This is a genomic window from Thermomicrobiales bacterium (genome assembly GCA_041390825.1).
Classification (GTDB): domain Bacteria; phylum Chloroflexota; class Chloroflexia; order Thermomicrobiales; family UBA6265; genus JAMLHN01.
This window is the reverse complement of sequence record JAWKPF010000005.1, coordinates 205,885-231,322: the sequence shown is the minus strand read 5'-3', so window position 1 is coordinate 231,322 and position 25,438 is coordinate 205,885. Positions and strand designations below refer to the sequence as shown.

General features: G+C 61.5%; 25 protein-coding genes. 15 read left to right on the top strand and 10 right to left on the bottom strand.

Annotated elements, in window-relative coordinates:
* Positions 1-7 precede the first annotated feature (7 nt).
* From R2855_02300 to solA, 3 genes are read left to right on the top strand one after another with little or no spacing between them, the layout of a single operon-like run.
* The gene (locus tag R2855_02300) at positions 8-1,117 is read left to right on the top strand and encodes a Gfo/Idh/MocA family oxidoreductase (GenBank protein MEZ4529837.1); all 1,110 of its coding nucleotides are present in this window, start codon (positions 8-10) and stop codon (positions 1,115-1,117) included.
* Positions 1,114-1,857 (top strand): ThuA domain-containing protein, encoded by a 744-nt coding sequence (locus R2855_02295; protein MEZ4529836.1) that lies wholly within the window; start codon positions 1,114-1,116, stop codon positions 1,855-1,857. Before R2855_02300 ends, R2855_02295 begins: the two co-directional genes overlap by 4 nt.
* Positions 1,858-1,859: 2 nt before the next feature.
* The gene (gene solA / locus R2855_02290; protein ID MEZ4529835.1) at positions 1,860-2,999 is read left to right on the top strand and encodes an N-methyl-L-tryptophan oxidase; all 1,140 of its coding nucleotides are present in this window, start codon (positions 1,860-1,862) and stop codon (positions 2,997-2,999) included.
* A gap of 89 nt (positions 3,000-3,088) precedes the next feature.
* Here solA and R2855_02285 read toward each other — a convergent pair whose 3' ends face one another.
* Both R2855_02285 and R2855_02280 read right to left on the bottom strand, forming a co-directional pair.
* A complete protein-coding gene (locus tag R2855_02285) occupies positions 3,089-3,406 on the bottom strand; it encodes a hypothetical protein (protein ID MEZ4529834.1) in 318 nt (105 codons plus the stop codon).
* A gap of 31 nt (positions 3,407-3,437) precedes the next feature.
* Positions 3,438-3,752, bottom strand: a complete 315-nt coding sequence (locus tag R2855_02280; protein ID MEZ4529833.1) for a hypothetical protein — start codon at positions 3,750-3,752, stop codon at positions 3,438-3,440.
* A 296-nt stretch (positions 3,753-4,048) separates the two neighbouring features.
* On the opposite strand from R2855_02280, the gene R2855_02275 reads away from it, so the two are divergent.
* Both R2855_02275 and R2855_02270 read left to right on the top strand, forming a co-directional pair.
* Entirely contained in the window at positions 4,049-5,635 is a 1,587-nt protein-coding gene (locus R2855_02275) for a trehalose-6-phosphate synthase (GenBank protein ID MEZ4529832.1), read from the top strand.
* Between the two features lie 163 nt (positions 5,636-5,798).
* Entirely contained in the window at positions 5,799-7,856 is a 2,058-nt protein-coding gene (locus R2855_02270) for an ABC transporter substrate-binding protein (protein ID MEZ4529831.1), read from the top strand.
* 83 nt (positions 7,857-7,939) lie between these two features.
* Here R2855_02270 and R2855_02265 read toward each other — a convergent pair whose 3' ends face one another.
* The gene (locus R2855_02265) at positions 7,940-8,866 is read right to left on the bottom strand and encodes a zinc ribbon domain-containing protein (GenBank protein MEZ4529830.1); all 927 of its coding nucleotides are present in this window, start codon (positions 8,864-8,866) and stop codon (positions 7,940-7,942) included.
* A gap of 338 nt (positions 8,867-9,204) precedes the next feature.
* On the opposite strand from R2855_02265, the gene R2855_02260 reads away from it, so the two are divergent.
* Positions 9,205-9,822, top strand: coding sequence for an urea carboxylase-associated family protein (locus R2855_02260; GenBank protein ID MEZ4529829.1), 618 nt, complete (start codon positions 9,205-9,207; stop codon positions 9,820-9,822).
* 60 nt (positions 9,823-9,882) lie between these two features.
* Here the strand turns inward: R2855_02260 and R2855_02255 are convergent, their stop codons facing one another.
* From R2855_02255 to aroF, 4 genes are all read right to left on the bottom strand, one after another.
* Positions 9,883-10,014, bottom strand: a complete 132-nt coding sequence (locus tag R2855_02255; protein ID MEZ4529828.1) for a hypothetical protein — start codon at positions 10,012-10,014, stop codon at positions 9,883-9,885.
* Positions 10,015-10,063: 49 nt separating this feature from the next.
* Complete coding sequence (locus R2855_02250) at positions 10,064-10,882, bottom strand: PIG-L family deacetylase (GenBank protein ID MEZ4529827.1); 819 nt, start codon at positions 10,880-10,882, stop codon at positions 10,064-10,066.
* Positions 10,879-12,765: a selenocysteine-specific translation elongation factor gene (gene selB, locus R2855_02245; GenBank protein ID MEZ4529826.1), complete on the bottom strand. Its 1,887-nt coding sequence runs from the start codon at positions 12,763-12,765 to the stop codon at positions 10,879-10,881. Before selB ends, R2855_02250 begins: the two co-directional genes overlap by 4 nt.
* Positions 12,766-12,845: 80 nt before the next feature.
* Entirely contained in the window at positions 12,846-13,859 is a 1,014-nt protein-coding gene (gene aroF, locus R2855_02240; GenBank protein MEZ4529825.1) for a 3-deoxy-7-phosphoheptulonate synthase, read from the bottom strand.
* Positions 13,860-14,153: 294 nt separating this feature from the next.
* Between aroF and R2855_02235 the strand changes: the two genes are divergently transcribed.
* The 3 genes from R2855_02235 to hydA all read left to right on the top strand — a co-directional run bounded on the left by R2855_02235 (position 14,154) and on the right by hydA (position 17,000).
* Positions 14,154-14,786: a hypothetical protein gene (locus R2855_02235; protein MEZ4529824.1), complete on the top strand. Its 633-nt coding sequence runs from the start codon at positions 14,154-14,156 to the stop codon at positions 14,784-14,786.
* 127 nt (positions 14,787-14,913) lie between these two features.
* Entirely contained in the window at positions 14,914-15,531 is a 618-nt protein-coding gene (locus R2855_02230; protein MEZ4529823.1) for a superoxide dismutase, read from the top strand.
* Between the two features lie 74 nt (positions 15,532-15,605).
* Complete coding sequence (hydA, locus tag R2855_02225) at positions 15,606-17,000, top strand: dihydropyrimidinase (protein MEZ4529822.1); 1,395 nt, start codon at positions 15,606-15,608, stop codon at positions 16,998-17,000.
* A gap of 254 nt (positions 17,001-17,254) precedes the next feature.
* Here the strand turns inward: hydA and R2855_02220 are convergent, their stop codons facing one another.
* Positions 17,255-17,758, bottom strand: coding sequence for a hypothetical protein (locus R2855_02220; GenBank protein ID MEZ4529821.1), 504 nt, complete (start codon positions 17,756-17,758; stop codon positions 17,255-17,257).
* A 229-nt stretch (positions 17,759-17,987) separates the two neighbouring features.
* On the opposite strand from R2855_02220, the gene R2855_02215 reads away from it, so the two are divergent.
* From R2855_02215 to R2855_02190, 6 genes are all read left to right on the top strand, one after another.
* Entirely contained in the window at positions 17,988-19,166 is a 1,179-nt protein-coding gene (locus tag R2855_02215; GenBank protein MEZ4529820.1) for a Re/Si-specific NAD(P)(+) transhydrogenase subunit alpha, read from the top strand.
* 43 nt (positions 19,167-19,209) lie between these two features.
* Complete coding sequence (locus R2855_02210; protein MEZ4529819.1) at positions 19,210-19,509, top strand: NAD(P) transhydrogenase subunit alpha; 300 nt, start codon at positions 19,210-19,212, stop codon at positions 19,507-19,509.
* Positions 19,509-20,939: an NAD(P)(+) transhydrogenase (Re/Si-specific) subunit beta gene (locus R2855_02205; protein ID MEZ4529818.1), complete on the top strand. Its 1,431-nt coding sequence runs from the start codon at positions 19,509-19,511 to the stop codon at positions 20,937-20,939. The genes R2855_02210 and R2855_02205 overlap by 1 nt, the downstream gene beginning before the upstream one ends.
* 75 nt (positions 20,940-21,014) lie before the next feature.
* Entirely contained in the window at positions 21,015-21,437 is a 423-nt protein-coding gene (locus tag R2855_02200) for a maleylpyruvate isomerase N-terminal domain-containing protein (protein MEZ4529817.1), read from the top strand.
* A 193-nt stretch (positions 21,438-21,630) separates the two neighbouring features.
* The gene (locus R2855_02195; GenBank protein MEZ4529816.1) at positions 21,631-22,704 is read left to right on the top strand and encodes a phospholipase D-like domain-containing protein; all 1,074 of its coding nucleotides are present in this window, start codon (positions 21,631-21,633) and stop codon (positions 22,702-22,704) included.
* Positions 22,705-23,435: 731 nt separating this feature from the next.
* Complete coding sequence (locus R2855_02190; GenBank protein MEZ4529815.1) at positions 23,436-23,786, top strand: DUF805 domain-containing protein; 351 nt, start codon at positions 23,436-23,438, stop codon at positions 23,784-23,786.
* A gap of 81 nt (positions 23,787-23,867) precedes the next feature.
* Here R2855_02190 and R2855_02185 read toward each other — a convergent pair whose 3' ends face one another.
* Together R2855_02185 and R2855_02180 are read right to left on the bottom strand one after the other, a co-directional pair.
* On the bottom strand, positions 23,868-24,434 hold the full coding sequence (locus R2855_02185; protein MEZ4529814.1) for a hypothetical protein: 567 nt from the start codon (positions 24,432-24,434) through the stop codon (positions 23,868-23,870).
* Positions 24,435-24,531: 97 nt separating this feature from the next.
* Complete coding sequence (locus R2855_02180) at positions 24,532-25,383, bottom strand: polysaccharide deacetylase family protein (protein MEZ4529813.1); 852 nt, start codon at positions 25,381-25,383, stop codon at positions 24,532-24,534.
* Positions 25,384-25,438: the final 55 nt, after the last annotated feature.

Here is a 25,438-nt window from a genome sequence, read left to right as displayed (position 1 = left end):
CCAATAGATGGAAACCGTCGGCATCGGCGTGATCGGGTGCGGAATTGGCAAGTGGCACTTGGAAGGGTACGACACGGAACCCCGCGCCAAGGTGCTTGCGATTTCCGGACTCGAAGACCGCTGCAAAGAACTTGCCATCGAGCACCATGTTCCCGATGTCTACACCGACTATCGCGATCTGCTCGCTCGGCCGGATATCCAGGCAGTCAGCATCGCGGTCCCGAACTTCCTGCATGTGCCCATCGGTCTCGCAGCGATTGCCGCCGGCAAGCACGTTCTGATCGAGAAACCGCTGGCGCGCAACACCGAGGAAGGCGAGCAGCTTGTGCGCGCCGCCGAGGACGCCGGGCTGGTGCTGGGCATCGTCTTCAACCGCCGATCGCGGTCGGACATGCAGGTGCTCAAACGGTTTATCGATCGCGGCGAGCTGGGAGAGATTTATCACGCACGCGCCTATTGGAATCGAAGATCGGGCATTCCCGGCCTGGGCAGCTGGTTCACCAGCAAAGAGGGCGCCGGTGGCGGACCGCTCATCGACCTGGGCGTCCATGTGCTCGACATGGCCCTCTGGCTGATGGATGAACCGCTGGTGACGCGCGCCTCCGCAGCCACATACGCGAAGCTCGGCACACAAGGCATCGGCAACTGGTCGGGCAATCGATTCAGCGCAACGTCCGAACAACGCTATGAAGTGGAAGACTTCGCGACCGCGTTCATGCGGACCGACCGTGGATCGACCATCTACCTGGAGGCCAGCTGGGCCGAATTCTCGAGCCGGACCGATGAATTCGGTGTCGCGCTCCTTGGGTCGAGAGGTGGCGCCGAGCTGAACGTGAAGGACTACGCCACCGTCGGAACCCTCAAGATGTTCACTTATCAGGATGGGGTGCAGATGGATATCCAACCGCACCTGCCCGAGAAGCTGGCGTCGGCCGGACACGGGGAGATCATCAACGCGTTCCTCGATTCGATCATCGACGGCGTCCCGATGACGCCGGACGGCCGCAAGGGTCTCGAACGCACCGCGCTCATCGATGCCATCTACGCGTCGGCGGAGGAGGGTCGAGAAGTCGAGGTGCAAACCGTCGAGAGCCTCCTGGGGGTGGGCGTCGCATGAGCATCAATGTCACGGTATGGAACGAATTCCGACACGAGCGAGAGAGCGAGATCGTCGCCGCCGTTTATCCCGACGGCATTCACAACGCCATCGCCGCTGGTCTTCAGGATCAGGCCGACCTCATCGTTCGGACCGCCACGCTGGACGAGCCGGAGCACGGCCTGACCCAGGAGATGCTCGACAACACCGACGTTCTCATCTGGTGGGGACACAAAGCGCACGGCGCCGTAGCAAACGAGATCGTCGATCGCGTGCAACGGCGGGTGCTCGATGGCATGGGGTTGGTTGTGCTGCACTCCGGCCACCATTCGAAGATCTTCAAGCGCCTGATGGGCACCACTGCCAACCTGAAGTGGCGAGAAGCCACTGACAAGGAGCGCATTTGGGTGGTTCAACCGGGCCATCCAATCGTAGAGGGTATCAACGAGTACATCGAGCTTCCGCGGGAAGAAATGTACGGAGAATTCTTCGACATTCCGCAACCGGACGAACTCGTCATGATCAGTTGGTTCACCGGCGGCGAGGTCTTCCGTTCGGGATGCTGCTTCTTCCGCGGCCGAGGGAAGATCTTCTACTTCCGGCCCGGTCATGAGTCCTATCCAACCTATTTCGATCCCGTGATCCGTAAGGTCATCGCAAACGGTGTGAGATGGGCGGCGCCGGTAGACGGACCGGTGCCCGACTTCGGCATACCCGGTCCGAACGCGCCGCTCGAGCCGCTCCCGCCTGCGGAGGTGTAGTCATGTCAGAGCGAACCTGGGATGTCATCGTGCTTGGCGGCGGAACGATGGGCACGGCCGCCGCGTGGGCGCTCTCGCAACGGAACGTCAGCGTGCTCGTGCTCGAGCAGTTCACCCACATCCACACCATGGGGTCGCATGGTGGAGGAACGCGCATCTTTCGGCATGCCTATGCGGAAGGCCCAGAGTATGTGCCGCTGATGTTTCATGCCGACAATCTCTGGTGCGCGCTGGAAAACGAGCTGGGCACCAATATCGTGCATCGTGTCGGCATCCTCGAGATGGACGCCCCTGGCTTCGACCATGCCAAACGGGCGCGCGACGCGGCCGCGCAGAACGGTGTCGATGTCGAATGGATCGACGGAGATGAGATTCGCAAGCGCTGGCCTGCGTTCGATCCCCCGGACGGCTGGGAAGGCGGCTGGAGCCCGATTGCCGGGTTCCTGGATGTCGAAGCGGGGCTCTCCGGCCTGGCCGCAATTGCGCGCCGCGGCGATGTGACCTTCCGCACCGAAGAACCGGTCATCTCCTGGTCCGCCAGTCCGGACGGTGTGCAGGTGAAGACAGCGCGCGGCGTCTATTCCGGTGGCAAGCTCGTGGTGACTGCTGGCTCCTGGGCAGGCGAACAGCTCGCCGAGCTCGGGTTGCCGCTCGAAGTCGTCCGGAAGCACAACTTCTGGATCGATGTCGACCAGCCGGCGCTCTACCGTCCGGAGGTGTTTCCTGTCTTCGCAACCGCTTCCAGCATCGGCGAGGTGTATGGGTTCCCGATCTTCCGGCGCCCCGGCATCAAGATGGCGGAGCACCGCGGAGGAGAAACGACCACGCCTCAGACCGTCGACCGTGTAGCGAGGGACGAAGAGGCTGACAGCTGCATCGATCTCGCTGCTGCCGCCATGAACGGCGTCACGCGCCGCGTTCTGAACGGCGTTGTCTGCATGTACACCCGCACCCCTGACGACCACTTCATTATCGACCGGCATCCGACCGTGTCGAACGTCGTGCTCGCCGCCGGGTTCAGCGGGCATGGCTTCAAGTTCACCCCAGCGATCGGCGAGATGCTGGCCGATCTCGCGCTCGATCCTGACGCCGAACGTTTTCCGCTGTTCCGGATCGACCGTTTTTCGGGCGTTCCGGCGTAACACTCGTCACACGCGCAAGAACGGGCGGCCGAAAACGGCCGCCCGTTCAATTCGTTTCGATCAGAGCGCTCGCCGGCAGTTGCTGTTGGTCAGTCCACCGCGAGCCCGATGGGATTGTCCGGATTCGAGGTCGCGGGCCAGTCTCCGTTGGCGGCCGCCCACGCTCGCACGATGCCATGCAACGTCGAATCGTTCATGATGAAACCGACCGCCGAGGTCTTTCGCGCGCTGCCACTGTCTTGCAACTCGGAGAGCGCAACCCGCAAGTCATGAACGAACGCCGCTTGCCGCGCCTCGTCGAATCGCTCGGTGAACGGAAAGACACGGCTGTCCCGGGTCTGCAAATAGAGCGTGACCCACTCGACGAGCCGGTGATCGTAATTCGGTGCTGGATCGAGTTGCGCCACGTAACGTGTTCCTCCGGCTGGCGGTACTGCCCTACAGATCGTCCGATCCGGGCAACGGTTTGAGATAGATCAAGAACTCGTTGATGCCGACTTTCAGCACGCGAGTGATCTGGTAGCGGGTCTGATTGGTGAGATCCTTGTAGACCGCCCCGGACTGGTACCGCCCAAGCCGCATTTCGCGCGCGGTCTTGGACACCAATTCGTAGGTCACTTTTCCACAACTTTGGCAGGTGTAGTACTGGTTGATCTCATCGGTGGGTCCGGTGTACCCCCGCTGCACCAGTTTCGTCTTGCGACTCCCGCACCACGGACAGTCTCGAGTCTGCGGACCACTCGACGCCGCCATGAAGAAGAGTCTCTCCTGCTCCGGTCCCGTGCCTTCCATCGTCTGCTGATTGTACCAGTGCGCTGCATCCCACTTCATCGCGCAGTGCGGGTGCGACATAGTGGCATTGCGTCATGCTCCCATGCCGATGGCGCATTCCCGCACGCGAAACGGTCATACTATGCGCACGGCGCACGATGGTGTGCGCATCGATGGGGAACGCGGCGAGACCTCACCCCACGGCGAGGTTGCCGGCGCTAGCGCAGCCGACCAAGCGCGTGGGTTGCGGCCAGAGAGGAAACCGGGGGCGCAAAACCATGGATGTCGAAACTCGCCCACTGATCGTCGCCTCGAACCGCGGTCCCGTCACCTTCACACGAGAACCCAGCGGCAACTACACATCCAGGAAAGGGTCGGGCGGGGTAGTCACCGCGGTTACCGGAATCGCGCGCGATGTCGAGCCAATCTGGGTCGCGTGCCCGATGACGCTTGGAGACCGCCGGCGCGCCGAACAAGCCCGGGAACAGGGAGAAGAGTTCATCATCCCAGAAGGGCTCAACCCGGCCTTCAGGTTGCGCTTTGTTCTTCCCGATTCCGCCACCTATCACAAGTACTACAACAAGATCAGCAATCCGCTGCTCTGGTTCTTGCAACACTATCTCTGGGACACTCCAACCTCGCCAGACATCACCGCCGATACGTACGATGCCTGGACGAATGGGTATGTCGTCGTCAATCAGCTCTTTGCCGAGGAAATCCTGTCAGCCGCCGCAGCGCTCGACGAAGAGCCGATCATCATGCTGCAGGACTACCATCTCTACCTGACCGCAGGCATGATTCGCGAGCTGCGCCCGAACGCGATCATTCAGCAGTTCGTCCACATTCCATGGCCCGATCCCGATTATTGGCGTCTGTTGCCGATGGCCTGGAGACGGCAGATTTGCGAGGGGATGCTGGGAAACGACATCGTCGGTTTTCAGACCCGTGAGCATGCGCGGAGTTTCCTGAACACTTGCGAGGCGTATGTGCCGGGAATCCAGGTCGACTACGCTGGCCGTGGGGTGATCTGGAACGACCGCCGAATCGAGGTGCGTCACTACCCCATCTCCATCGACGTCGAGGCCGTTCGCCGAAACGCCTACTCGAAGGAAGCCCGCGTCCACGACCGCTACCTCCCCTCGTTCTACAACGAGTACACCGTGCTGCGGGTCGACCGCGCGGAGCCGAGCAAGAACATCGTGCGAGGTTTCAGCGCGTTCGGGAGATTTCTGGAAGCGCACCCGGAGTTCGTCGGGCGCGTGAACTTCGTCGCGATTCTGGTTCCGTCACGCATGGACGTCGTCGAATATCAGAGCTATCTCGACGATGTCAGCTCCATCGCCGGCCGCATCAATGCACGCTACGCCAACGTCGAAACCAGCTGGCAGCCGATCAACCTGATTCTGGGAGAAAACTACCCGCGCGCGCTCGCGGCGATGAAGTGGTACGACGTCCTTATGGTCAACTCGATCATCGACGGCATGAATCTCGTTGCGAAAGAAGGATGCTTGCTCAACGAACGCAACGGCGTGCTGATCCTTTCCGAAGGCGCGGGCGCCGCTGTCCAATTGGGCGACGATGCTCTCATGATCGCCCCGGCTGATGTCGAGGCCACCGCCGACGCAATCTATCACGCGCTCACCATGCCGTTGGCCGAACGACGGCGCCGGGCCGACAACCTGCGACGTGCGGTCGAATCGGATGATGTGGCCAAGTGGTTCCGCGAAATGATCTGGGATGTCGACCGCTATGCCGTCAAAGGCGAGCGGGATCCCGGAGCGGTGCTCGCGGGCAACGCAACTGCTCAGTCGAAGCGATCTGTCGAGGACGATGCCTCCAGTTCAGCCGAGGTTGTCGCCAACTAGCGAGTCATTCGTTCGGCGCAATCCAGAACCCACTACACCCTAGTACGTACGCAGGGCTATATGTACGTACACAGCATTCCTATGCTATCGTTGCCTACAGCAGATCGCCCGATGTTTGGGCAGTCCGCGCGTTTCGCATCACCCGCTGGAGTCGTTCTCCGCCATGACAGATCAGCTCGACGAACAGACGTCAGCCCAGGCCGGCGGCCCGCCACCCGGTCTTTCCCCAGATGCCTTTTCACGGCGAACCCTGATGGCCAGCGTCATCGGCGGTGTTTCCGCCGTTGCCCTCGCCAGCCGGTTCGCGGGCGCGCTCAGGGGCAAATCGCAGCCAGCCAGTCTCGCCCAAACAGGGTCGACCGGACCGTCGTCGATCGGTGCGGGAACGCCATCTCCGATGGCATCAGCGGTTGCGTCTCCCGTCGAAACTGCCACTCCGACACCCAGTCCAACTCCGATTCCCGATCCCTTCGGAGATATCGAGGTCTTCCACGGAGATCACTGGATCTATGAGAGCGATCCTGTTCCTTCGGAAACGCTGACCCTTTTCGCGCAGGGCGTCGACAACAATCTCGACTTCAGCCCGGTTTCCTACACGCAGGACGCGCAGATCACCACCGCGTATCTCGATCCGCTGGTCGGTATCGACCCGATCACCATGGAGCCGATTCCGTGGCTGGCCGAAGAATGGGAGTGGGACGACGGCAATCAGACGGTGACATTCTCGTTGCGCGGCGACGTTACCTGGCACGACGGTCGCCGCTTCACCGCCGACGATGTCGCCTTTTCGTTCATCGTTGCGCGAGATGACATCGATAGCGCAGTGCGCAACTTCTTTACCTCGATGGAATCGGTCGACGTCGTCGATGACCGCACGCTGCGCGTCAATCTGACCGTGCCTGACAACAACTGGATCCTGAACGCCTCCAGTCTCCCGATCTTTTCCGAGCGCCAATACGGCGACTATTGGGAAGGCCAGCCAGAAGGTGAACGCACGCTCACCGGCTTCGGTTGGGACGACGACGATTTGCCGATCGGCACCGGCCCCTGGGTCGTATCCGAGATCGATGCGGACGAAATTGTCCTTCAGCGCAACGATGCGTATTGGCAGACGCCACCGAACTTCGAGTCGCTCGTCTACCGCTTCTCGGAATCGCAGGAGAACCGGGTGTCTCGCTGGGTCGATGGCGAGGCCGATCTCCTGTGGCCGGTCTCTCCCGCTGACGTCCCGGCTCTCAAGGACACCGAGGCGCGGCTCTTTGCCGCTCCCGGCGCCCAGGTTGCCTTTGCGGCTTTCAACTTCGAGAACCTCGCCCGTGCGTCCTATCCCCAGCTCTTGTCGGATCCGCGCGTCCGCGAGGCGCTAAACCTCGCGGTCGACCGTGACAAGTACGCAACCGAAACGTTCCTTGGGCTCATCGACCAATCTGCTGCGGGCACGGTCGCCCAGCCCTGGGCAAACGACCCTTCGGTCGTCAATCCTCGCCGTGATGTCGGCCGCGCCCGGCAGCTTCTCTCCGAAGCCGGATTCCTCGACACCGATGGAGATGGTCTGCTCAACGATCCGACCGGGGTTCCGTTCGTCTTGACCGCGATCGTGCGGGACGACGCCAACCCGACGCTCATCGCGATTCTGAACGGACTGGTGGAGGACTTTGCCGAGGTTGGCGCCACCCTTTCGGTCCAGCAACTGCCGCCCGAGCTCTTTTTCGACACCTGGGCGAACACCCGTGCCTGGGACCTGATCGCCTACTCCTACGCGCTCTATCCCGGATTCACGGACTACGATCTCTATGGATCCAACTGGGACATCCGGATCAATCCCCAGGGCTGGAATCCGGGCGGCTACAACAATGAGGAAGTCGACGACCTGCTCAAGAAGATCCTGATTTCACCCAACCTGACGTCGCAAGCAAACTTGCTCGATCAGCTTCAGCAGATCGTCAATGGCGAAGACCTCTTCGGGCTCTGGTTCGGCTTCCCGAACGACCTGGTGCTCGCGCGCAACGATATTCAGGGATATCAGCCGAACAAGTACGTGCCGGTCATCGACACGCGACTGCTCTGGCGCGACGAAAACGGATCCGGCCCGAAGACGCCAGCGGCTCTGGTGGCATCCCCAGTTGCCTCTCCGGTCGCCTCACCGTCCGGAAGTCCGCTTGCCTTTCCGGTCGCTTCCCCGGTAGCGTCACCGGTCGCATCACCCAGTCCGTTGTCCTGATCCTCGAGGTGTCTGCAATTGAAGAACGAGCTCCCGATTGCTCGGGAGCTCGTCTCGTCCTGCCTGCTTGTTGTTCGGTGCAGTTACGACGAAGCGGCTGTCTTGCGAGATTGACTGCTCGAGGATGATGACTTCGCCGCTGTGCTTTTCGACGCACTGGAACTCTTCGCTGCTGTGCTCCTGGAAGAGCTGCTGCCCTTCGTGGCCGTGCTCTTCGCGGCCGTGGCGCTTTTCGCCGTCGACGAGGATGAACGCGTCCGTGGGGTCGACGTCTTTCGCGCTGGTGCGGTGCGCCGCTTCGGCACCCGCACATACTCGACTGCCAAGGGCTTCAGATCGATCAACGCCTTTCGAATGCCGATCGAGTAGGCATCATGCGCTTTCAGCAAGTCCTCGATGTCTGTCGCGCGGTCAGAGAGCGCAATCATGACATCGATATCCCGCGGGTCCTTGCGTGCGGAAGCGACCGTCATGCGCAGACCGTGGTAGGTGTCATCGTCCGCTTCACGGCCCTTGATGGCGGTTTCCATCGCGGCAATCGCTTCATTCACCGACTGCGCTCGCTCCACGGACCAGGCAGAAAGCTCCGGCATCAGCTGACGCAGCGTCTCGATGTGATAGAGCGCGATATTGACCTTGTTTTGCGACATGTCGACCAGTGATTCCTGATCGTCGTTGTACCCGGCAGTGGCGGCGACGATTTCGTCGATCGGATCGACCGCGAGCGCGGGAGGCGCGTACACCACCTCTGGCGCCGCCTCGACCACCTCGACCACGTCGACCTTCTCTTCCACCACTTCGGCCACCGGAGCGGCGGGCCAGGTGGATGCGGCATCGACCGGCGCGGCGGCTGCCGCGGTTCCGGTCGACTCCTCGATCCAGGTCGATGTGAAACTGGAACTACTGCTGGACGTCGAACCCTGGGCACGCTCGGGGATGCGATATCCGCAGCTGGTGCAGAAGCGGGCGGTTGCCCGAATGGGCTGTCCGCAGTTTGGGCAAGTCTCCACGATCTATCCCTTCACGCGCTCGCGGGGGCGAGTCAAGCTGGAAACGCAAATTGAAAAGAACCACGTCATGCCACGCAGTATGGCAGAAACCCGGGCTCCAATTGCCGTCGAAACGTCACTTCTGCGTTTTCCTGGACGCAAACCAACTGAATTACTCCCAATGAGGTAGGTGAACACCCCACGTTGAGGTCCAATGTCCGCATCTGTCCACTCGAACAATGAATGCCAACATCGAGCCGCGCATTTCTCAGGAGCAAACCTGTTAGATTTGCGCGCGGCGCGCGGAACGCGCCGGTCATCGAGGAAACCATGCGATTCCGCCGAGGAGGCGTTCATTCGTGAGTGAACAGTTGGTCGGCCGGGTTGCCGTCAAGTCGAAGCAGCTCAGACCCGGCGAGGCAGTTGGATTCGAAGTGCGCGCGGGCGAGATCGTGCAAATCTCGACCCTGGAAGGGAAGCAGGTCGCCGATTTCGTCGCCGTCTCCCTTACCGACCCGAGAGAGGTGTCGTCGACAGCACACACCCGCGCCAAGAACAGCTCGATCATGTTGCAGAAGGAAATGCCGATCTATTCCAATCTGCGCAATCCGATGCTGACCCTGGTGGAAGACACCGTTGGGCGGCACGACATTCTCTTTGCCGCCTGCGATCCCAAGCGCTATTCGGTCGATTACGGACTGGAAGGGCACGCGAACTGCCGCGAGGCGCTCGCCGGGGCATTGGCGCCGTTCGGCATCAGCTATGAGACCGTCCCCGATCCGGTCAACTGGTTCATGAACGTCGCTATCTTGCAGCGCGGTGAGCTGGAGCTCCGCGAATCGCTTGCGGAACGCAATGACTTCGTGCTGCTGGAAGCGAACATGGACTGCGCGATCGCCGTTTCGGCCTGCCCGCAAGACCAGAACGACATCAACGGCGGCAAACCGACCGACATACTGGTGCGCGTGTTCCGATAGCTGCCGGCTTCGACGTTCGCACTTCAGGGTCCAGGGCGACTGCTCTGGACCCGTTTTCGATCACAGGTAGAGCAGCCAGATCTGGACCGCCAACACGATGGCGATCAGGACGAGCAATCCCCAAACCGCGGGACGACGAATCTGCGCAGACCAGTCCACCGATCTCCCGGCACCTTCGGCGACATCGGACATGCGATTGGCGGACTCCTTCACATCTTCCGACTCGGCAAGGTCCCGCCTGTCAACTGGCAAGCTGCCAGAATCGCTCGCCGATTCGGCCATTCCCCACGTCCTTGCTGTACCCCGACATGACATTGTCGATGGCCTCGCGGCTGCTGCCGGCCCCGACATACGACTCGAAGATCACCTTCAACTGTGATGGATAGGCCATGATGGCGTCGATCTTCTTGGTCCAGACGCTCGACACATCCACCACCCCCGCCACCTCGAGCCGCTCTCCCGCGAGAGAGAGACGGTCCGATACCCGCCCTTCGAGCAGCGAATAGGGCAGGTCCTCGTAGAACCACACATCCCATCCGTACGATGCCAGCAGCACACCCGCCTGAAAACCGAGCTGATGATCGACGTGGAATCCACTCGCAAGCGGGGCATAGGCGCGTGATCCGACGGGTCGGAAGCCTTCCGCGGCAATCGCCGCCGCCACCCGCTCCGGGAGATCGAGATCGGTGCCACGCGGCTTGCCAAAGAGCTGTTCGTCATTCAGATAGTTGTCGCCGCGGTAGATCGCGTCGCGAAACGGCAAGAAGACATCACGCAACCCAAGAATTCGGGACGACTCCGCCTCCTCAGCGCGCCGCCCGGCGATGACTTCGTCCGCGCTCATGCCCCATTCGGCGTGCATGTGGTCCGCAAATGGGGTCATCGGTTGATCCGGATCGGGATGGTCGCCAAACAGAAGCGCCACCACTGCATCTTTCCCTGCTTCGGCCACCAGCGCCGCGGTTCCCCCACAAGAAAGCGCAATGTCGTCATAGTGCGGGGAGATGAAGAGATGCGTATGCGGAGCGGTCAGCTCCGACAGGGAAACCACGGTGTTCATCTGGCAGTCGATTCCTCGCGGCGTTCGATCGGTCGGGCGGCAACGCGGCGGTCCCCGATTCGGCGGGTCACGCGTTGCCGGTCGAAGTATTCCAGAAGTGCCTGCGCGAACCGGCGGGTGGTTCCGAGAGCATCGCGATACTCTGCCAGCGAGATCGATTTCTGGTTTGTCAGCATCTCGAGCAGTCGGTCATGCGCACCGGAGAGCTGCTCCGGCAGGAAGACGATTCCATCTCCAATTTCGACGATCGAACCGAGCTGCGCCAACGCCCGGCTGAGATCGATTGAGATCCCCGCCTCTTCCGGCGTGGGGGGCTGAAATCCGTGCGTATCGAGCAACTGCAGATACTCGTCGGCGCGCCTTTGCTGCTCGGTATCGAATGAAATGCGAAAGCCGCTGCGTCGCACCAGCGGGCCCACTACCTCGATTTCCTCCATCGTCGGGAGCAGCGTATCCAGCGCCACCCGATCGAGCCCCATCTCATCACGCAGGAACCCAAGCGGCATGCCAGCTTCGAGCGGATGCTGCCGGTGAAAACGGTCCACGCACTCGAGTACCGCTGCGCTGATCTGGTGCAGTCGCGTCGTGTTGACCAGCATGATCCCTTGCCGGGTCAAACGCCGGTCGGATACCAATCGCTCGATTGCCCGGCGGGAAGATTCCTCGCCAAGCGGCGAATTCAGCGCCTGTCGCTCGTCGAGCAATCGATTGCCGATCCAGGTCAGCAGGCGATCGGCAGGGTCGCCTTCCGCAAGCTGCTCGAGCCGCGCCACCACGCCTGGCTGATTGCGTTTGTGCCGAGGAGGGTCGAGCTCGACCACCGATCCGCCCCCGATCGTTTCCGGCGGCGACGGTCGCCGCAGGATGAAACGATCTCCCGGATGCGCGACCATTGGTCTGGCAAGACGCAGCTGGACCCAACCATCTCGGCCAGCCTCCAACCTGTCTCCATCCAGCATTGCCGCGCGCGCCGGAACCTCGGCGGCCCCAGAGAAGACGATCACTTCGTCATTGTGTTCCAGCGAACGCTCGCACGTTTCGAGCAGCCTCACCGACACATCCATGCGCATAGCGGGTTCCATCGTTCCTGGCAGCGTCAGCACGTCACCGCGGGTGAGATCAGTGACGTCCACGCCCGCCAGGTTTACCGCAACCCGCGAACCCGGCAGGGCCCGCTGCACCGCTCGACCGAAGCTCTGCAGCCCACGTATCCGGGCCGCCTGTCCACCCGGAAGGAGATCGACACGGTCTCCAACCGAAATCGGCGCGCCCGTCAACGTCCCTGTGACGACCGTGCCGAACCCGGACATCGTGAAAACCCGATCGATCGGCAGTCGTGCCGGCTGCGCGGCAACGGGCCGCTCGAAACGCGACAACATGCGATCGAGCGCGCTCTGCAGATCGTCGAGCCCCATGCCGGTGATCGATGAGACCGGAACGATCTCACTGTTCGCCAGGGCTGTTCCATCGAGGAGTCCACGGGTCGAGTCGACCACGAGGTCGAGCCACTCCGAATCGACCAGGTCCGCCTTGGAAAGCGCAACCACACCGTGGGAAATGCCCAGGAGATCGAGAATCGCCAGGTGCTCTCGTGTCTGGGGCATTGGGCCATCATCGGCCGCAATCACCAGGATGGCAGCGTCGATCCCCCCTGCGCCCGCCAACATGTTGCGCACGAAGCGCTCATGCCCGGGTACATCGACGAGATGGATGCGGTTGCCGCCCGGCGTGGTCAGCTCCGCAAACCCAAGGTCGATCGTCATCTCCCGCAGTTGCTCTTCGGCCAATCGGTCCGGATTGGCGCCGGTCAGCGCACGAACCAGCGATGACTTGCCATGATCGACATGGCCTGCGGTTCCGACGACGAACGTGGGTGAATTCATGGCGGCAGTCTAAACCGCGCGATGCGCCGAATCTGCATGAACCTCGATGCGGTTGATGCGGGCCATCAGAATTCGATGCTCTACACCAGCGCGAGTTCGTCTGCTTCGATCAGTTCGGCAATTGCCATCGCCTTGCGCGCGATCGCTGCCAGTTGCTCGGGCTCGATTGTCTGCGCCGAGTCGCATTTCGCCGAGTCGGGATTTGGCTCGGATTCGATGATCAACCCGTCTGCCCCGGCCGCTATTGCCGCCAATGCCATACTCGCCACCAGGGATCGCTTTCCTGTGCCGTGACTTGGGTCGACCACCACTGGCAGGTGGGTCAGCTCCTTGAGGAATGGAATCGCGTTGAGGTCCAGGTTGAAGCGCATCGAGTTGTCGAACGTGCGAATCCCGCGCTCGCAGAGCACGACCTGCGAGTTCCCCTCCGCCAGAATGTACTCCGCGCTCATCAGCCATTCCTCGATGGTGGCAGAGAAGCCCCGCTTGAGCAGAACAGGCGTCCGCGTCTTTCCAACTTTGCGCAACAACGGGAAATTCGCCATGTTGCGCGCGCCGATCTGCAGCATATCGGCATACGCCGCGGTCACATCGACCTGATCTGGCTCCATGACCTCGGTGACGACGGGGAGCCCTGTGACCGCTCGCGCGCCAGCGAGGATTTGCAGCCCCTCCTCACCTAGTCCCTGGAAGGAGTACGGTGATGTGCGCGGCTTGAACGCCCCGCCCCGCAGGATCGTTGCTCCTGCAGCCTTGACAGCTTCTGCGGCACTGACGAGCTGTTCGACATCCGAAACCACGCACGGTCCAGCCATGATCACCGGCCTGCCGTTGCCGATCTCGACATCACCTACCCGCACAACCGTCGTCTCTCGGTGCTCCTTGCTGGCCAGGCGGTACGGTTTCGACGGGTGATGAATTCCAGCGATCGCAGGATGCGACAGGACGTCCGGCTCGATCTGCCCCAGCACGTTGACCGAGAGCGATCCGTCGTTCCAATCGATCACGCGAATGGTCGCCCCGCTGCGGACGCTGGCCGCGCCCAGCGCATCGATGACTCCGTTGGAAGCGCTCTTGTCGATAGTGACGATCATGGCGGTGCTCTCTCCTGGTGATTCCTGACAACAAAAAACCGAGACCCTGTGGCCTCGGTACCCCCGGCTTTGCTGGTGTCTACTGGAGCGTTTCGTGCATCAGCACCCATCGCCCCGCCAGCAAAGCCGGGGGGTAAAGTAGACGTAGTACCAGGAGCCGGAAATCGAACTGACTTCCGGGAGGCCTATTACGTCGCGATGGTGCAGTCGCTCAGCGCTCATGACCGATACACTAGCCGCCGCGTGGCCGCATGTCAACCACCAATCGCCGATCGTCGTTTCGAGGTCCCGCCCATGGACGGTTCACCGCTCACCTTTTCGTTCGATGCCGGGCTCGATGCCGCGCTGGCCAGGGGTTGGGAAAGCTGGATCTCGGTCGCTCGCCAGCGAGGCGTCGAACGCACCGCCGAATGGCTCTTGCGCCGGGGCAACAGCGAACTCGATCTCCCCGATCTCGAACCATTGCTCGAGACATTGCTGGAAAGCCACTCTCCCTTCGATCGCGCCATGGCCGCATCCGAGCTGGCTGAGCTGAACGAGGTAGAAGACGATGCGATCGCCGCGACGTTCTGGGAGTGCGTGCTCATCTCTGGCCGCGATGCCGACGACAGCGAGGTCTATTACGAAGGTCTTTCCCAGCTCGCCGAAATCGAGCTCGAGTACGGCGACCCCCAGGCAGCCGCTGCCCTCTACATCGACTTTCTGAACTGGGCGCGCGAGCCTGGGCACGCCACCGAGGCGGAAACCATCCTCTCTGCGTTCGACCAGGTGATCGCTCTAGCGGAGGCCGACGGAGAACCGTCCGTCGCTGCCGATTTCTCCCATGCGCAGACGACGTTCTTCCGCTCGATCGGCGGCGACGACAGCCGCATCGTGACGAACGGCTGGGGAATGGGCGCAGAACCATATGTTGTCTGGGAGAGCTGATCGAACCGCGTGAACCCGAGAGAAGCATGGTAAAGTGGATTTCTGGAACGAACGGTTCCCCGCGCAATGTCGAGCGGGTTTCGAACCGCGAAATCGGTCGTTGCACCCACGTCCAAGGAGGACACAATTGGCCTTTGAACTTCCCCCTCTGCCGTATGCATTCGACGCGCTCGAGCCGACTATCGATGCGAAGACGATGGAGATTCACCACGACAAGCATCATCAGGCCTATGTCACCAATCTGAACAATGCCATCGCCGGCAATGCCGCGCTTGAGGCGATGTCGCTGGAGGAGCTGATCACCAATCTGGACAAAGTGCCTGAAGACAAGCGCGGCGCGGTCCGCAACAACGGTGGCGGTCACTACAACCACTCCATGTTCTGGTTGCTGATGACCGGCAACAAGGACGAGAATCGGAGAAGCGCCGCGCTGGACAAGGCTATCGACGATTTCGGCGGCCTCGACGCCCTGAAAGATGCCGTCAACAAGGCCGGCGCTGGCCGCTTTGGCTCCGGATGGGCCTGGGTGGTGACCGACGGTTCCGGCAAGCTCGAAGTCGTCAGCACACCGAACCAGGACAATCCCATCATGGACTCGAAGAAGAAGCCGATCCTCGGTGTCGATGTCTGGGAGCATGCGTACTATCTGAAGTACCAGAACAAGCGTCCCGACTATCTCGCCGCCTGGTGGGACGTGGTCAACTGGGCAGAAGTCAGCAAGCTCTACGCAGCCGCAACCAGCTAGGCGTCCACCACCAAAACTCGGTAGCATGCGGGGAGCGCGGTTGCGTTCCCCGTTTTCGTTTGCAGGAGGATTCCATGTCGTTCGATCTGGTCATTCGCGGAGGCACGATCGTGACGGCGTCCGAGACCTACGACGCCGATGTTGGGATCAACGGTGAATCCATTGCCGAGATTGGTTCCGGGCTCCAGGGCGCGAAAGAGATCGACGCCAGGGGATTGATCGTAATGCCTGGCGGCATGGACGCGCATGTCCATTGCTCGTTTTGGGAAGACGTGCCGCCCGATGCGCCCCAATGGAGCGACAACTACGAGACCGGAACCAAATCGGCTGCCGCTGGCGGTATTACGTCGATTGGCAACATGGTCTTCCCGCATCCAGGCGAGACCATGCTCGAAGCCGTCCGGCGCGAGATGGGCATGGTCGAGCGCATGGCGGTGGTCGATGTCTTTCTCCACCCCGTCTTGACCGACCCCAGGACCCAACCGCTCAGCGACATTCCGGTGCTCGCCGAAATGGGTCATCGCACACTCAAGTACTTCATGAGCTACGCCGGTTTCGCGGAAGACCCGGCGCCATACCTCGAAGCGACCGATCTGGCTGCCGCCAATGGCATGCTGACCATGATTCACTGCGAGGACTCGGTCATCATCGACCGGTCGCTCGAGCGCCTGGTCGAGCGCGGCGAGGTCGATTTCAAGTTCTACCCGCAGTCGAGACCGGTGGAAGCTGAGGTCGCCGCCACCGCCCGGGCGGTCGCCTTTGCCGAGAACGCCAATGCGCCCACCTACATCGTGCATCTCTCGTGCAAGGGCGCGCTCGACGAAGTGCGCAAAGGGCGGGGACGCGGTGTGCCCCTCTGGGTGGAAACCCGTCCGCTCTACCTCTACTTCACGAGCGAACGGTTCGCGGAGCCCGATGGACCCAAATACGCGGGACAACCCCCGCTGCGCGAGCAACCGGATGTCGACACGCTCTGGGAGGCAATGGCCACCGGCGAGATCGACACACTCTGCACCGACCATGCTCCGTGGCTCTATGAGTACAAGGTCTTTCCCGGCATGGACATCACCAAGCTCCGCCCGGGGGTAGCCGATCTGGAAACCATGCTCCCCATGCTCTGGTCGAAGGGAGTCGAAACGGGGAAACTCACGCCGAATCGCTTCGTCGAGCTGATCTCGACCAATGTCGCCAAGCTCTTCGGTATGTACCCACGGAAGGGCACGATCGCGGTCGGTTCCGACGCCGATATCGTCCTCTGGGATCCGAACGACACGCACGCGGTCGAAGCCGCCACGTTCTACACAGCGTGCGATTACTCACCGTTCGAAGGCTGGGAGGTCACTGGTTGGCCGCGAATGACGCTCAGCCGAGGCGAGGTCGTTTACAACCGAAACGACATTCTGGGCGCGCCGGGCCGTGGCCGAGTCATCCAGCGCGCGCCGTTCGATGCCCCACCCAGGAGCGAGTAAATGGAAACATGGCCTGGGTGACGAGTCCGGCGTTCTGGGTCCAGAGTCCAGAGTCCAGGGCCCTGAGACGATTCAATCCTCGATGGGAGGGCCCGGCAAAGAACCCGGGACATTTCTGAGGAGTGCTAGCCCAGCGTTTCAACGGTGGGTTCCCTCGTCCAACCTGGGTCGTGCGAGATCGGGTCGGACTGCTTACTGGATCGCTGACGCAAGTGGCGGTTGGGCATGACCTCTGATGTCGGCGATACCCGGCGTCATCCGCGCTTGCGTCGCTGCCGCCAAAAGGGACGACTGGAGACGACATGATCTCCGGGCGCGATATCGGCCTCCTCGATCAGCGGTTGCAGCACGGACATGAAGGTCACCATCCGGTCGCCGATCATCAGCGCCCGCTCGCGTGTGAGCGGCTCGATTGGATAGACCTCCACGAAGTGGCCCCAGGTCTTGGTCCAACGTTCGAGCTCGACGGTCGGCCCAGTCTGCGCCTTGATCTCCACGATACGCTTGTCGAAGAACGCGAGATACGCCGCGGTGCTTTCCGCTCCGTCCTCGAAATCGAGGCCGATCTCGATTTGCTGCCGCAACGTATCGACCCACACCTCGAAATGCACCCGTTCGTTCTGGTAATAGAGTTTCATCAAATACGACGTCTGGCGCAGCTTGAAGTCGCGCAGTCCGACCGGAAGCTCGATGCGCAGGTAGCGCGCGATGTCCTCGAAGAACGCCGATCTGTTGTAGGCGGGAGCCTTGGTGGTCATATCGGTCGAACGGCGGGTTTCCGCATCAGTGCAGCATTTTTTGGCAGATAGATCGGTGCATCGGCAGAAAGCCACAGTGTAGAATGCTACGCCGGTCAGTCATCTCGGTGACACGACCATAACCCATGAAAGAGGATTGCGTCGCCTGACCCGATTGGGTCTGGTGGCGCATGCCAATGGAGGCGCCGGATTCCGCGGGAACCGGGAGACCACGCATCAGAGGAAGGGTATGGCGGAAGAAAGCGCATCGGGTAAGAAACTCACCATTGGCATTCCGCGTGAGACGGCGCCAAACGAACGGCGTGTTGCGCTCACACCGGATGGCGTCAAGAAGTACGTCGCTTCCGGGCTAACGGTGCTCGTCGAAAAGGACGCCGGAAAGAACGCATTCATCAGCGATTCGGCCTACGAGAACGCCGGGGCGAAGATCGTCGACGAAACCGCCGACGTGTACAAGAAATCCGACCTCATTCTCAAAGTCCAGAAACCGTCGATCGAAGAAGTCGATCACATGCGCGCCGGATCGACGCTCATCGCGTTCATCGCACCAATGGTCGACACCGATTACGTCAAGCACCTGCAGGAGCGCAAGATCACGTCGCTCAGCATGGACGCGATCCCGCGCACCACGCGCGCCCAGTACATGGATGCGCTCTCCTCGCAGGCGACCGTCGGCGGATACAAGGCTGTGCTGATCGCCGCCTACGAGCTGCCGAAGTTCTTCCCCCTGCTCACCACGGCCGCCGGCAACATTCCCCCGGCCAAAGTGCTGGTGATCGGAGCTGGTGTGGCGGGCTTGATGGCCATTGGCACGGCGCGCCGCCTGGGCGCGGTGGTCGAGGCCTATGACGCCCGCACTGTGGTCAAGGAGCAGATCGAGAGTCTCGGCGGTAAGTACGTCGAAATCGACACCGGGGCCGATCTGGCGGGCGCCGGTGGGTACGCCAAGGAAGCCACCGACGAAATCCTGCGCCGCCAGCAGGAAGGACTCGCCGAACGGGCCGCGAAATCGGACGTGATCATTACGACCGCGGCGGTCCCGGGACGTCCGGCTCCTCGCCTGATCCCGGCATCCACGGTCGAGCGCATGGCGCCCGGTTCCGTGATCGTCGACCTGGCGGCCGAAACGGGCGGCAACTGCGAGTTGACGGAGAAGGGCAAGATCGTCCATCGCCACGGCGTTACGATCGTCGGCACGCTGAATCTGCCGAGCACCCTGGCGGTCCATTCCAGCCAGATGTACTCCAAGAACTTGCAGAACCTGCTGGCGCTCATGATCGACAAGGAAGGCAACTTCTCGCTCGACATGAACGACGACATCATTGCCAACACCGTCATCACGATGAATGGCAACGTCATCCACGAAGGAACCAAGCAGCGGCTCGCTCCGGCCACCACGCCGGCGTAAACACGGACTGATCCGGGCGAATTCGCCAGGGAAAGAAGGGAAGATGGACAGGGAAGTCTTACTGGCAATCTACGTGCTGCTCCTCGCCGTGTTCCTGGGCGTGGAGCTCATCGGCAAGGTTCCGCCAACGCTACATACCCCGCTCATGTCCGGCACGAATGCCATCCACGGCATCGTTCTGCTGGGCGCCATGATCATCCTCGGCCAGGCGGATAGCTGGTGGCTTCAGGTCATGGGATTCCTGGCAGTGGTGTTGGGCGCGGCGAACGTCTTCGGAGGTTTTGTGGTCACTGACCGCATGCTCGAAATGTTCAAGAAACGACCGGGAGCGGGACAGAAGTAATGATCGATAACTGGCGCGACGCTCTCGTCGATATCGCGTATCTCGTCACCGCGGTCTGCTTCATTCTCGGACTGCGGTTCATGGGGAATCCGACCACCGCGCGCAAGGGCAACCAGCTCGGCGCGCTCGGCATGGCAATCGCCGTGGTGGCGACGCTTTTCAGTAGTGATCTGGAAGAGTCTGGCCACGGCATCAACTGGACCAACATCGCGCTGATCATCGCGGCCATTGTCATTGGCGGCGCGGTCAGCTCACTCATGGCGCGCAAGGTCCAGATGACCGCCATGCCCCAGATGGTTGCCATCTTCAACGGCATGGGCGGCGCCACCGCTGCGTTGGTCTCTGTCGCCGAGTTCATGCACAAAGAAGGCATCGGGCGAGGTGAAGTCACCTCGATCGTGCTCGGAGCCATCATCGGGTCCATTTCGCTCACCGGTAGCATCATCGCCTTCCTGAAGCTGCAGGAGATGATCTCCGGCCGGCCGATTACCTTCCCGAGTCAGAAGGCCGTCAACGCCGGACTCGGCATTGCCATTGCGGTCATGGGCGTGCTCATCGTCTGGATGCAGGATGGCTCCACCGCCAAGCTGCTCATGTGGCTCATGTTCGCCGCCGCGCTCGCCCTCGGTGCATCGATCGTGCTCCCGATCGGCGGCGCCGACATGCCAGTCGTCATCGCAATTCTCAACTCGCTCACCGGTATTGCCGCAGCGCTCACTGGTCTCGTGCTTTCGAACATGGCGATGGTCATCGCCGGCGCGCTCGTTGGCGCTTCGGGCGGTTACCTGACATTGCTTATGGCGAAGGCAATGAACCGATCAGTACCCAGCATCATCTTCGGGGCATTCGGAGGCGGTCCGGAAGGCGCCGGCGGCGGATCGGGCTCGCAAGAGGAGCGGCCATACAAGTCGACCTCCCCGGACGACGTCGCCATCTCGCTCGCCTATGCGCAGAACGTCATCGTGGTGCCGGGCTACGGTCTCGCGGTCGCGCAAGCGCAGCATGCGGTGCGTGAGCTGGCCGATGTGCTGGAAGACAAGGGTGTCACCGTCAAGTACGCGATCCACCCGGTCGCCGGCCGCATGCCGGGTCACATGAACGTGCTCCTGGCGGAAGCCAACGTGCCATACGACCAGCTCTATGACATGGACGACATCAACGACGACTTCACCAACGCGGATGTCGTGCTCGTCATCGGTGCGAACGACGTGACGAACCCGGCTGCCAAGAACGACCCATCGAGTCCGATCTACGGCATGCCGATCCTGAACGTCGAGGACGCCAAGCAGATCTACGTCCTCAAGCGTTCGATGAAGTCAGGATTCGCTGGCATCGACAACGACCTCTTCTACGACCCGAAAACATCCATGGTCTTCGGCGATGCGAAGGGCGTGGTTACGGAAATGGTCGCGGCCGTCAAGCAGGTCTAGTCGCGCAACCGATCGATTTCACAACAGGCGACCGCAGGAGTTTTTCCTGCGGTCGTTTGGTGTCCAGGAGGGTACATGAGCAAAGAAGAGCTGATCGCGAACATCGAGAAGTCATGGACGGCATGGACCGCGGCGCTGGACGGCATTCCGGCTGAGCGCGCGTCCGAACCCGGCGTGTGCGGGTATTTCTCGATCAAGGACTTGATCGGGCATATCGCCTTCTGGGACGAACAGGATCTTGCCCGCGCGCACAAGCTGGCCAGCGGAGTCGCCGTGCAGCCGAACGACTGGCAGACAATGAACGATCAGGAGTACGCGGCGCACAAGGACGACACCCTCGAAGCCCAGACCGCGCGGATGATCGCCGCGCATGACCGACTTCGTTCGGACGTTCGAGCATTCCCCAGCATCGAAGGATTGAGACTCGAGGAGACCTGGCCCCACTACGACGAGCACTGTGCCGAGGTCCTCGCCTGGCGGTCCTCCCAGGGCATCTAGCGCGCGACCAGCTACCGAGATGCGCTGACTCGAGCGCGCAGGCCGGTCGAGCAGCAGAGACGCAGGTCCCGGAATCCGATCCGAGTGCTCGATTTCTCGTGGCGATTGGACGCGGGAGCATGACAATCTGTCACGCTCCCGTTAGTCTTTGCGGGTAACCGTAGCGCGCTTGCCGCGCCCCCGCCGGTGCCACATGAAGAAACTCGGGCTCGTTGTCGCATCGATTCTCATCCTGGTAGCCACCATCACAATTGTGGTGTCGCTTGGGCTTGTCGTGGATGACAAGGTGACGCAGCGTTCGACGCCCACCGCGCTTGCCAACGTTCCCGCCGCGCCGGGTGTGACCGAGGGCATCTACATCCTTCCCGAAGATGGTCCCACGCTGCTCATCGAAGAACTCGATTCGGCCACAGACTCGATTTCCATCGAGGTCTATCTGCTGACCGATGACTCGGTCATCCAGGCACTCTTTCGTGCCCGCGACCGTGGCGTGAACGTGCGTGTCCTGATCGAGGAAGATCCCTATGGCGGATCGAACCAGCAAGACGAAGTGTTTGCCACGCTCGAAGAGGGTGGTATCCAGGTCCGCTGGAACAAGGCGGCCACCCGCTTTTCGCATGTGAAACTCATCGTCATCGACGAACGGGTGGCGATGGTTCTCAATCTCAATCTCACCTACTCGGCTCTGAATCGCAATCGCGAGCTCGGGGTTGTTTCCACTGACCCCGACATCGTCGACCATGCGGTGCGCATTTTCACGAACGACTGGGAGGGGAAAGACGGCAGCATCCCGGGCCCCCTGATCCTGAGTCCCGACACGAGCCGGATCACGATGATCGGTCTGGTCGATTCCGCCACCAGCACACTGGACATCTATGCCGAGGTGCTGACCGACAAAGCCTTCATCACGGCAGTCCAGAACGCAATCGACCGCGGCGTTCGCGTCCGTATCGTCATGACCCAATCCTATGGACAGGACCTGCTCTCCGAACCGGTCGGCGAGCTCGTCCGCCATGGCGCCCAGCTCCATATCCTGGCGAACCCGTACATCCATGCCAAGCTGCTGCTGGTGGACGGGACCCACGCCTTCATCGGCTCGCAAAACTACACATCCGTCTCCATGGACAAGAACCGCGAGGTCGGCATTGTCATCAGCTCTCCGTCGAACATCGAACGAGTGCAGCGCGCGTTCGACAAGGACTTCGCGATGGGCATTCCGGCAGGGCCCCGGTCGCTCGATTTGCTGGCCCAGTCGCCTTTTCCGTAGACGTTCCCGTTCACCGGGGCGGGGATTTGGCGTGCGGCCTGGGCTCCGCGCGAGAGTCTCCCGGTGTTGCGTCTGAGTGCCGCGCCCGAGCCGCTCGATTACGTCAATTTACCCGCGTACCTACGCATCCATTGCGGAAATTTCGGCCAAAGGGTTGACAGCGAGGAAATCATCCGCTAGTGTGTACGTACATGGTCCCGAGGAGCACCTGTGTCGGACCACCACGTTTCAGCAGAAGACAAATCGGTGGGGTAAAACCCGCCGAAGCGGCGGAAGCGAAATGGCGAAATCCAGGGGGGAGGGTCGGGGGCGTTGCGGGGCGCGTTTCGATCCGAAGCCAGGGGGCGGTGGGACGAAATCAGTGGTTCGTCGGGGCCATTTTTCGTCGTATCATGATGAAGGCACGCTGAACATTGGCCAAAGACGATCGCCGGAGCGGACTCTTCGTTCCGGGAATCGGGCGGCCAACCAGGCATGCGTTCGCACCGGGGGGAAACAGTCCCCGCGAGATTCTGGCGGGCGCCGACCGGTCCCAGTTGCTTGCGCTTCACGGCGTGGGACCCAACGCGATCCGCTTACGGCAGGAAGCGCTAGAAAGCCGAGGGCTGACGGAGCTGACGGATTGACCCGTACGACGCTGCCAGATTCCCGTGTCTTGCGCAGCATCGAGTTTCAGATGGTTTTCGCAACGTCACATCGGTTCGCTATCCTGGGAGAGAAGGGACGGTTCAATGGACTTCGGCAAGATCTTCACCGCGGACGGCCGCATCGGGCGCAGGGACTGGATCATTTGGATCGCCGGGATCTGGATCATCCTCGGTATCATCGGCTGGATCCTCGGCGTTTACGACGACGATGGCACCTCGATCACATACACGATCCTCTCGATCATTGCCGGTATCGCCGGTATCTTCATGGGGATCAAGCGGCTCCATGATCTTGACAAGACCGGCTGGCTCTACCTGCTGACGATCGTTCCGCTCGTCAACCTCGTCTTCTGGATCTATCTCATCGTCTGGAAGGGCACCGAGGGCGACAACAAGTACGGTTCGCCGAACAGCGGCAGCCCGTTCAGTTTCTAATCCGGGCCTCCATCCGATCGATCGAGAACGCCCCGGCCACATGGCCGGGGCGTTCTGGCGTTCCAGATTCAGGACGTTGCGCTACAGGGAGGCCTGGGTCTTGTCGAGGGTCACCACGTCCGCAAACGCCGGGCAAACGCCAGTCGCCGCGTCACCGGCCGCATCGACGGCCTCACCGATCGCGACCAACTGATCGTTGAACTTCTCTCCCGCGGTCGACAGGTCGGTCTTCCCTGCTTCCTCGAAGACGTCAGCCGACAATCGATAGAGCTCGACCTGCAGGTCGTTGTAGAACGTCGCGACCGGGGGCGTCTCGAGTTTCTCGATCTTGTCGGCAACGGTGTCGTATGCCTTTGCAAGCCCGACTGCTTGCTCAGGGGTCATCACCACGATCGCGTCGAAGAGCTGATCCCCATGTTCCATGATCGGCGTGGCCACCTGCGGGAAGACCGCCTCCAGGTCGACCAGGAACTCGTTCATGATTTTCGTTCGTGCTTCGAGATACGCCGGAACCTGATCGCAGCCCTCGGCAGTTGCTGTCGGAACAACGATCTCAGTTGGTCGCTGAGCCTCGACCCCACGTCCTCCCAGCACGAGTAACGACGATGCCATCATCACCATAGCGAACAAGAGCCGAATTCTCGACATGAATTCCTCCATTACGTGCAACTCCCTTGCGAGGCAACACATCTCCTCGCGAGGGTAAGCATTCCACATTTCTTTGGCAATGTCTTCTCTTTGTCGATCAAGACGCCCAGAGTCTCTGCACGGCACGATAATCGACCAGCACGATTCCATGCTCCTCGACGAGCGCCTTTGCGTTCGCCGACGTGAAGAAATCGAAGTCGGTCTTGCGCACGCGCCATGCGTTCGGCTCCATCGCCTGCGCTTCCGCGTCTCCAGTGCTCACATGCGCCGCCCATTGGTGAAACCCTGGTGGAAGCTCGCGCAGCTTCTGAGCCCAGATAGCATTCTTTTCTTCGAGCGGGAGGCTGTAGCCATCGATGACCGGAGTGTCGTTCGCTGGTTTCCCGGCGGCAATCAGCTCGTCGCGTAGCTTCGGAACGCTCACCCGCATTGCCAACCCAAACTCCTCGCAGAGGCGCAGTGTCAGTTGGAGAATGTCCGGGCGCCCGCCGTCGAGCACGCAATGCCAGTCGAGGTGGGTCGGCGTTAGGCCAAAATCGAGCACCCGCCCAATCTGCGCGCGAAACTCGCGCTCGACTTCGTCCAGCTCGGCCTGCTCGTACAGCACGGGAATCTCAGGATGCGAGAAGAAGAACCCGTGCCGATTGACCAGCGACGGCACCGAGTCCTTCGCTGCCACCGGGCCCCAGCGGTACCCCGGCATCTCGTTGACGAGGGTGAGATGCACCCCGAACGAGAGGGACGGATCGTCCCGGAGCATCTCCATCGCCTCCCAGGCCCAGGGGCAACACGCCATCAGACTCGTGGTGGTCACGATTCCGTTGCGCATCGCCTCGACTGTCGCGACATTGATCGAGTGGCACATGCCAAAGTCGTCGGCATTGACGATGAGCAACCGGGATCCGGCCGGATAGCCCAAGAGCTCGAGGTTTCCTGGTGATACCGTCATGATTCTCCCTGGCCGCGCTGTGTTCGCCCGTTCCCGGCAATCACAGGTCTCGGTT

What these genes read in the sequence shown, in the direction of transcription:
- R2855_02300 (MEZ4529837.1), top strand. Translation starts at nt 8, where the DNA reads ATGGAAACCGTCGGCATCGGCGTGATCGGGTGCGGAATTGGCAAGTGG.
- R2855_02295 (MEZ4529836.1), top strand. Translation starts at nt 1,114, where the DNA reads ATGAGCATCAATGTCACGGTATGGAACGAATTCCGACACGAGCGAGAG.
- solA (MEZ4529835.1), top strand. Translation starts at nt 1,860, where the DNA reads ATGTCAGAGCGAACCTGGGATGTCATCGTGCTTGGCGGCGGAACGATG.
- R2855_02280 (MEZ4529833.1), bottom strand. Translation starts at nt 3,752, where the DNA reads ATGGCGGCGTCGAGTGGTCCGCAGACTCGAGACTGTCCGTGGTGCGGG.
- R2855_02275 (MEZ4529832.1), top strand. Translation starts at nt 4,049, where the DNA reads ATGGATGTCGAAACTCGCCCACTGATCGTCGCCTCGAACCGCGGTCCC.
- R2855_02270 (MEZ4529831.1), top strand. Translation starts at nt 5,799, where the DNA reads ATGACAGATCAGCTCGACGAACAGACGTCAGCCCAGGCCGGCGGCCCG.
- R2855_02255 (MEZ4529828.1), bottom strand. Translation starts at nt 10,014, where the DNA reads ATGTCCGATGTCGCCGAAGGTGCCGGGAGATCGGTGGACTGGTCTGCG.
- R2855_02250 (MEZ4529827.1), bottom strand. Translation starts at nt 10,882, where the DNA reads ATGAACACCGTGGTTTCCCTGTCGGAGCTGACCGCTCCGCATACGCAT.
- selB (MEZ4529826.1), bottom strand. Translation starts at nt 12,765, where the DNA reads ATGAATTCACCCACGTTCGTCGTCGGAACCGCAGGCCATGTCGATCAT.
- aroF (MEZ4529825.1), bottom strand. Translation starts at nt 13,859, where the DNA reads ATGATCGTCACTATCGACAAGAGCGCTTCCAACGGAGTCATCGATGCG.
- R2855_02235 (MEZ4529824.1), top strand. Translation starts at nt 14,154, where the DNA reads ATGGACGGTTCACCGCTCACCTTTTCGTTCGATGCCGGGCTCGATGCC.
- hydA (MEZ4529822.1), top strand. Translation starts at nt 15,606, where the DNA reads ATGTCGTTCGATCTGGTCATTCGCGGAGGCACGATCGTGACGGCGTCC.
- R2855_02220 (MEZ4529821.1), bottom strand. Translation starts at nt 17,758, where the DNA reads ATGACCACCAAGGCTCCCGCCTACAACAGATCGGCGTTCTTCGAGGAC.
- R2855_02215 (MEZ4529820.1), top strand. Translation starts at nt 17,988, where the DNA reads ATGGCGGAAGAAAGCGCATCGGGTAAGAAACTCACCATTGGCATTCCG.
- R2855_02210 (MEZ4529819.1), top strand. Translation starts at nt 19,210, where the DNA reads ATGGACAGGGAAGTCTTACTGGCAATCTACGTGCTGCTCCTCGCCGTG.
- R2855_02205 (MEZ4529818.1), top strand. Translation starts at nt 19,509, where the DNA reads ATGATCGATAACTGGCGCGACGCTCTCGTCGATATCGCGTATCTCGTC.
- R2855_02200 (MEZ4529817.1), top strand. Translation starts at nt 21,015, where the DNA reads ATGAGCAAAGAAGAGCTGATCGCGAACATCGAGAAGTCATGGACGGCA.
- R2855_02195 (MEZ4529816.1), top strand. Translation starts at nt 21,631, where the DNA reads ATGAAGAAACTCGGGCTCGTTGTCGCATCGATTCTCATCCTGGTAGCC.
- R2855_02190 (MEZ4529815.1), top strand. Translation starts at nt 23,436, where the DNA reads ATGGACTTCGGCAAGATCTTCACCGCGGACGGCCGCATCGGGCGCAGG.
- R2855_02185 (MEZ4529814.1), bottom strand. Translation starts at nt 24,434, where the DNA reads ATGTCGAGAATTCGGCTCTTGTTCGCTATGGTGATGATGGCATCGTCG.
- R2855_02180 (MEZ4529813.1), bottom strand. Translation starts at nt 25,383, where the DNA reads ATGACGGTATCACCAGGAAACCTCGAGCTCTTGGGCTATCCGGCCGGA.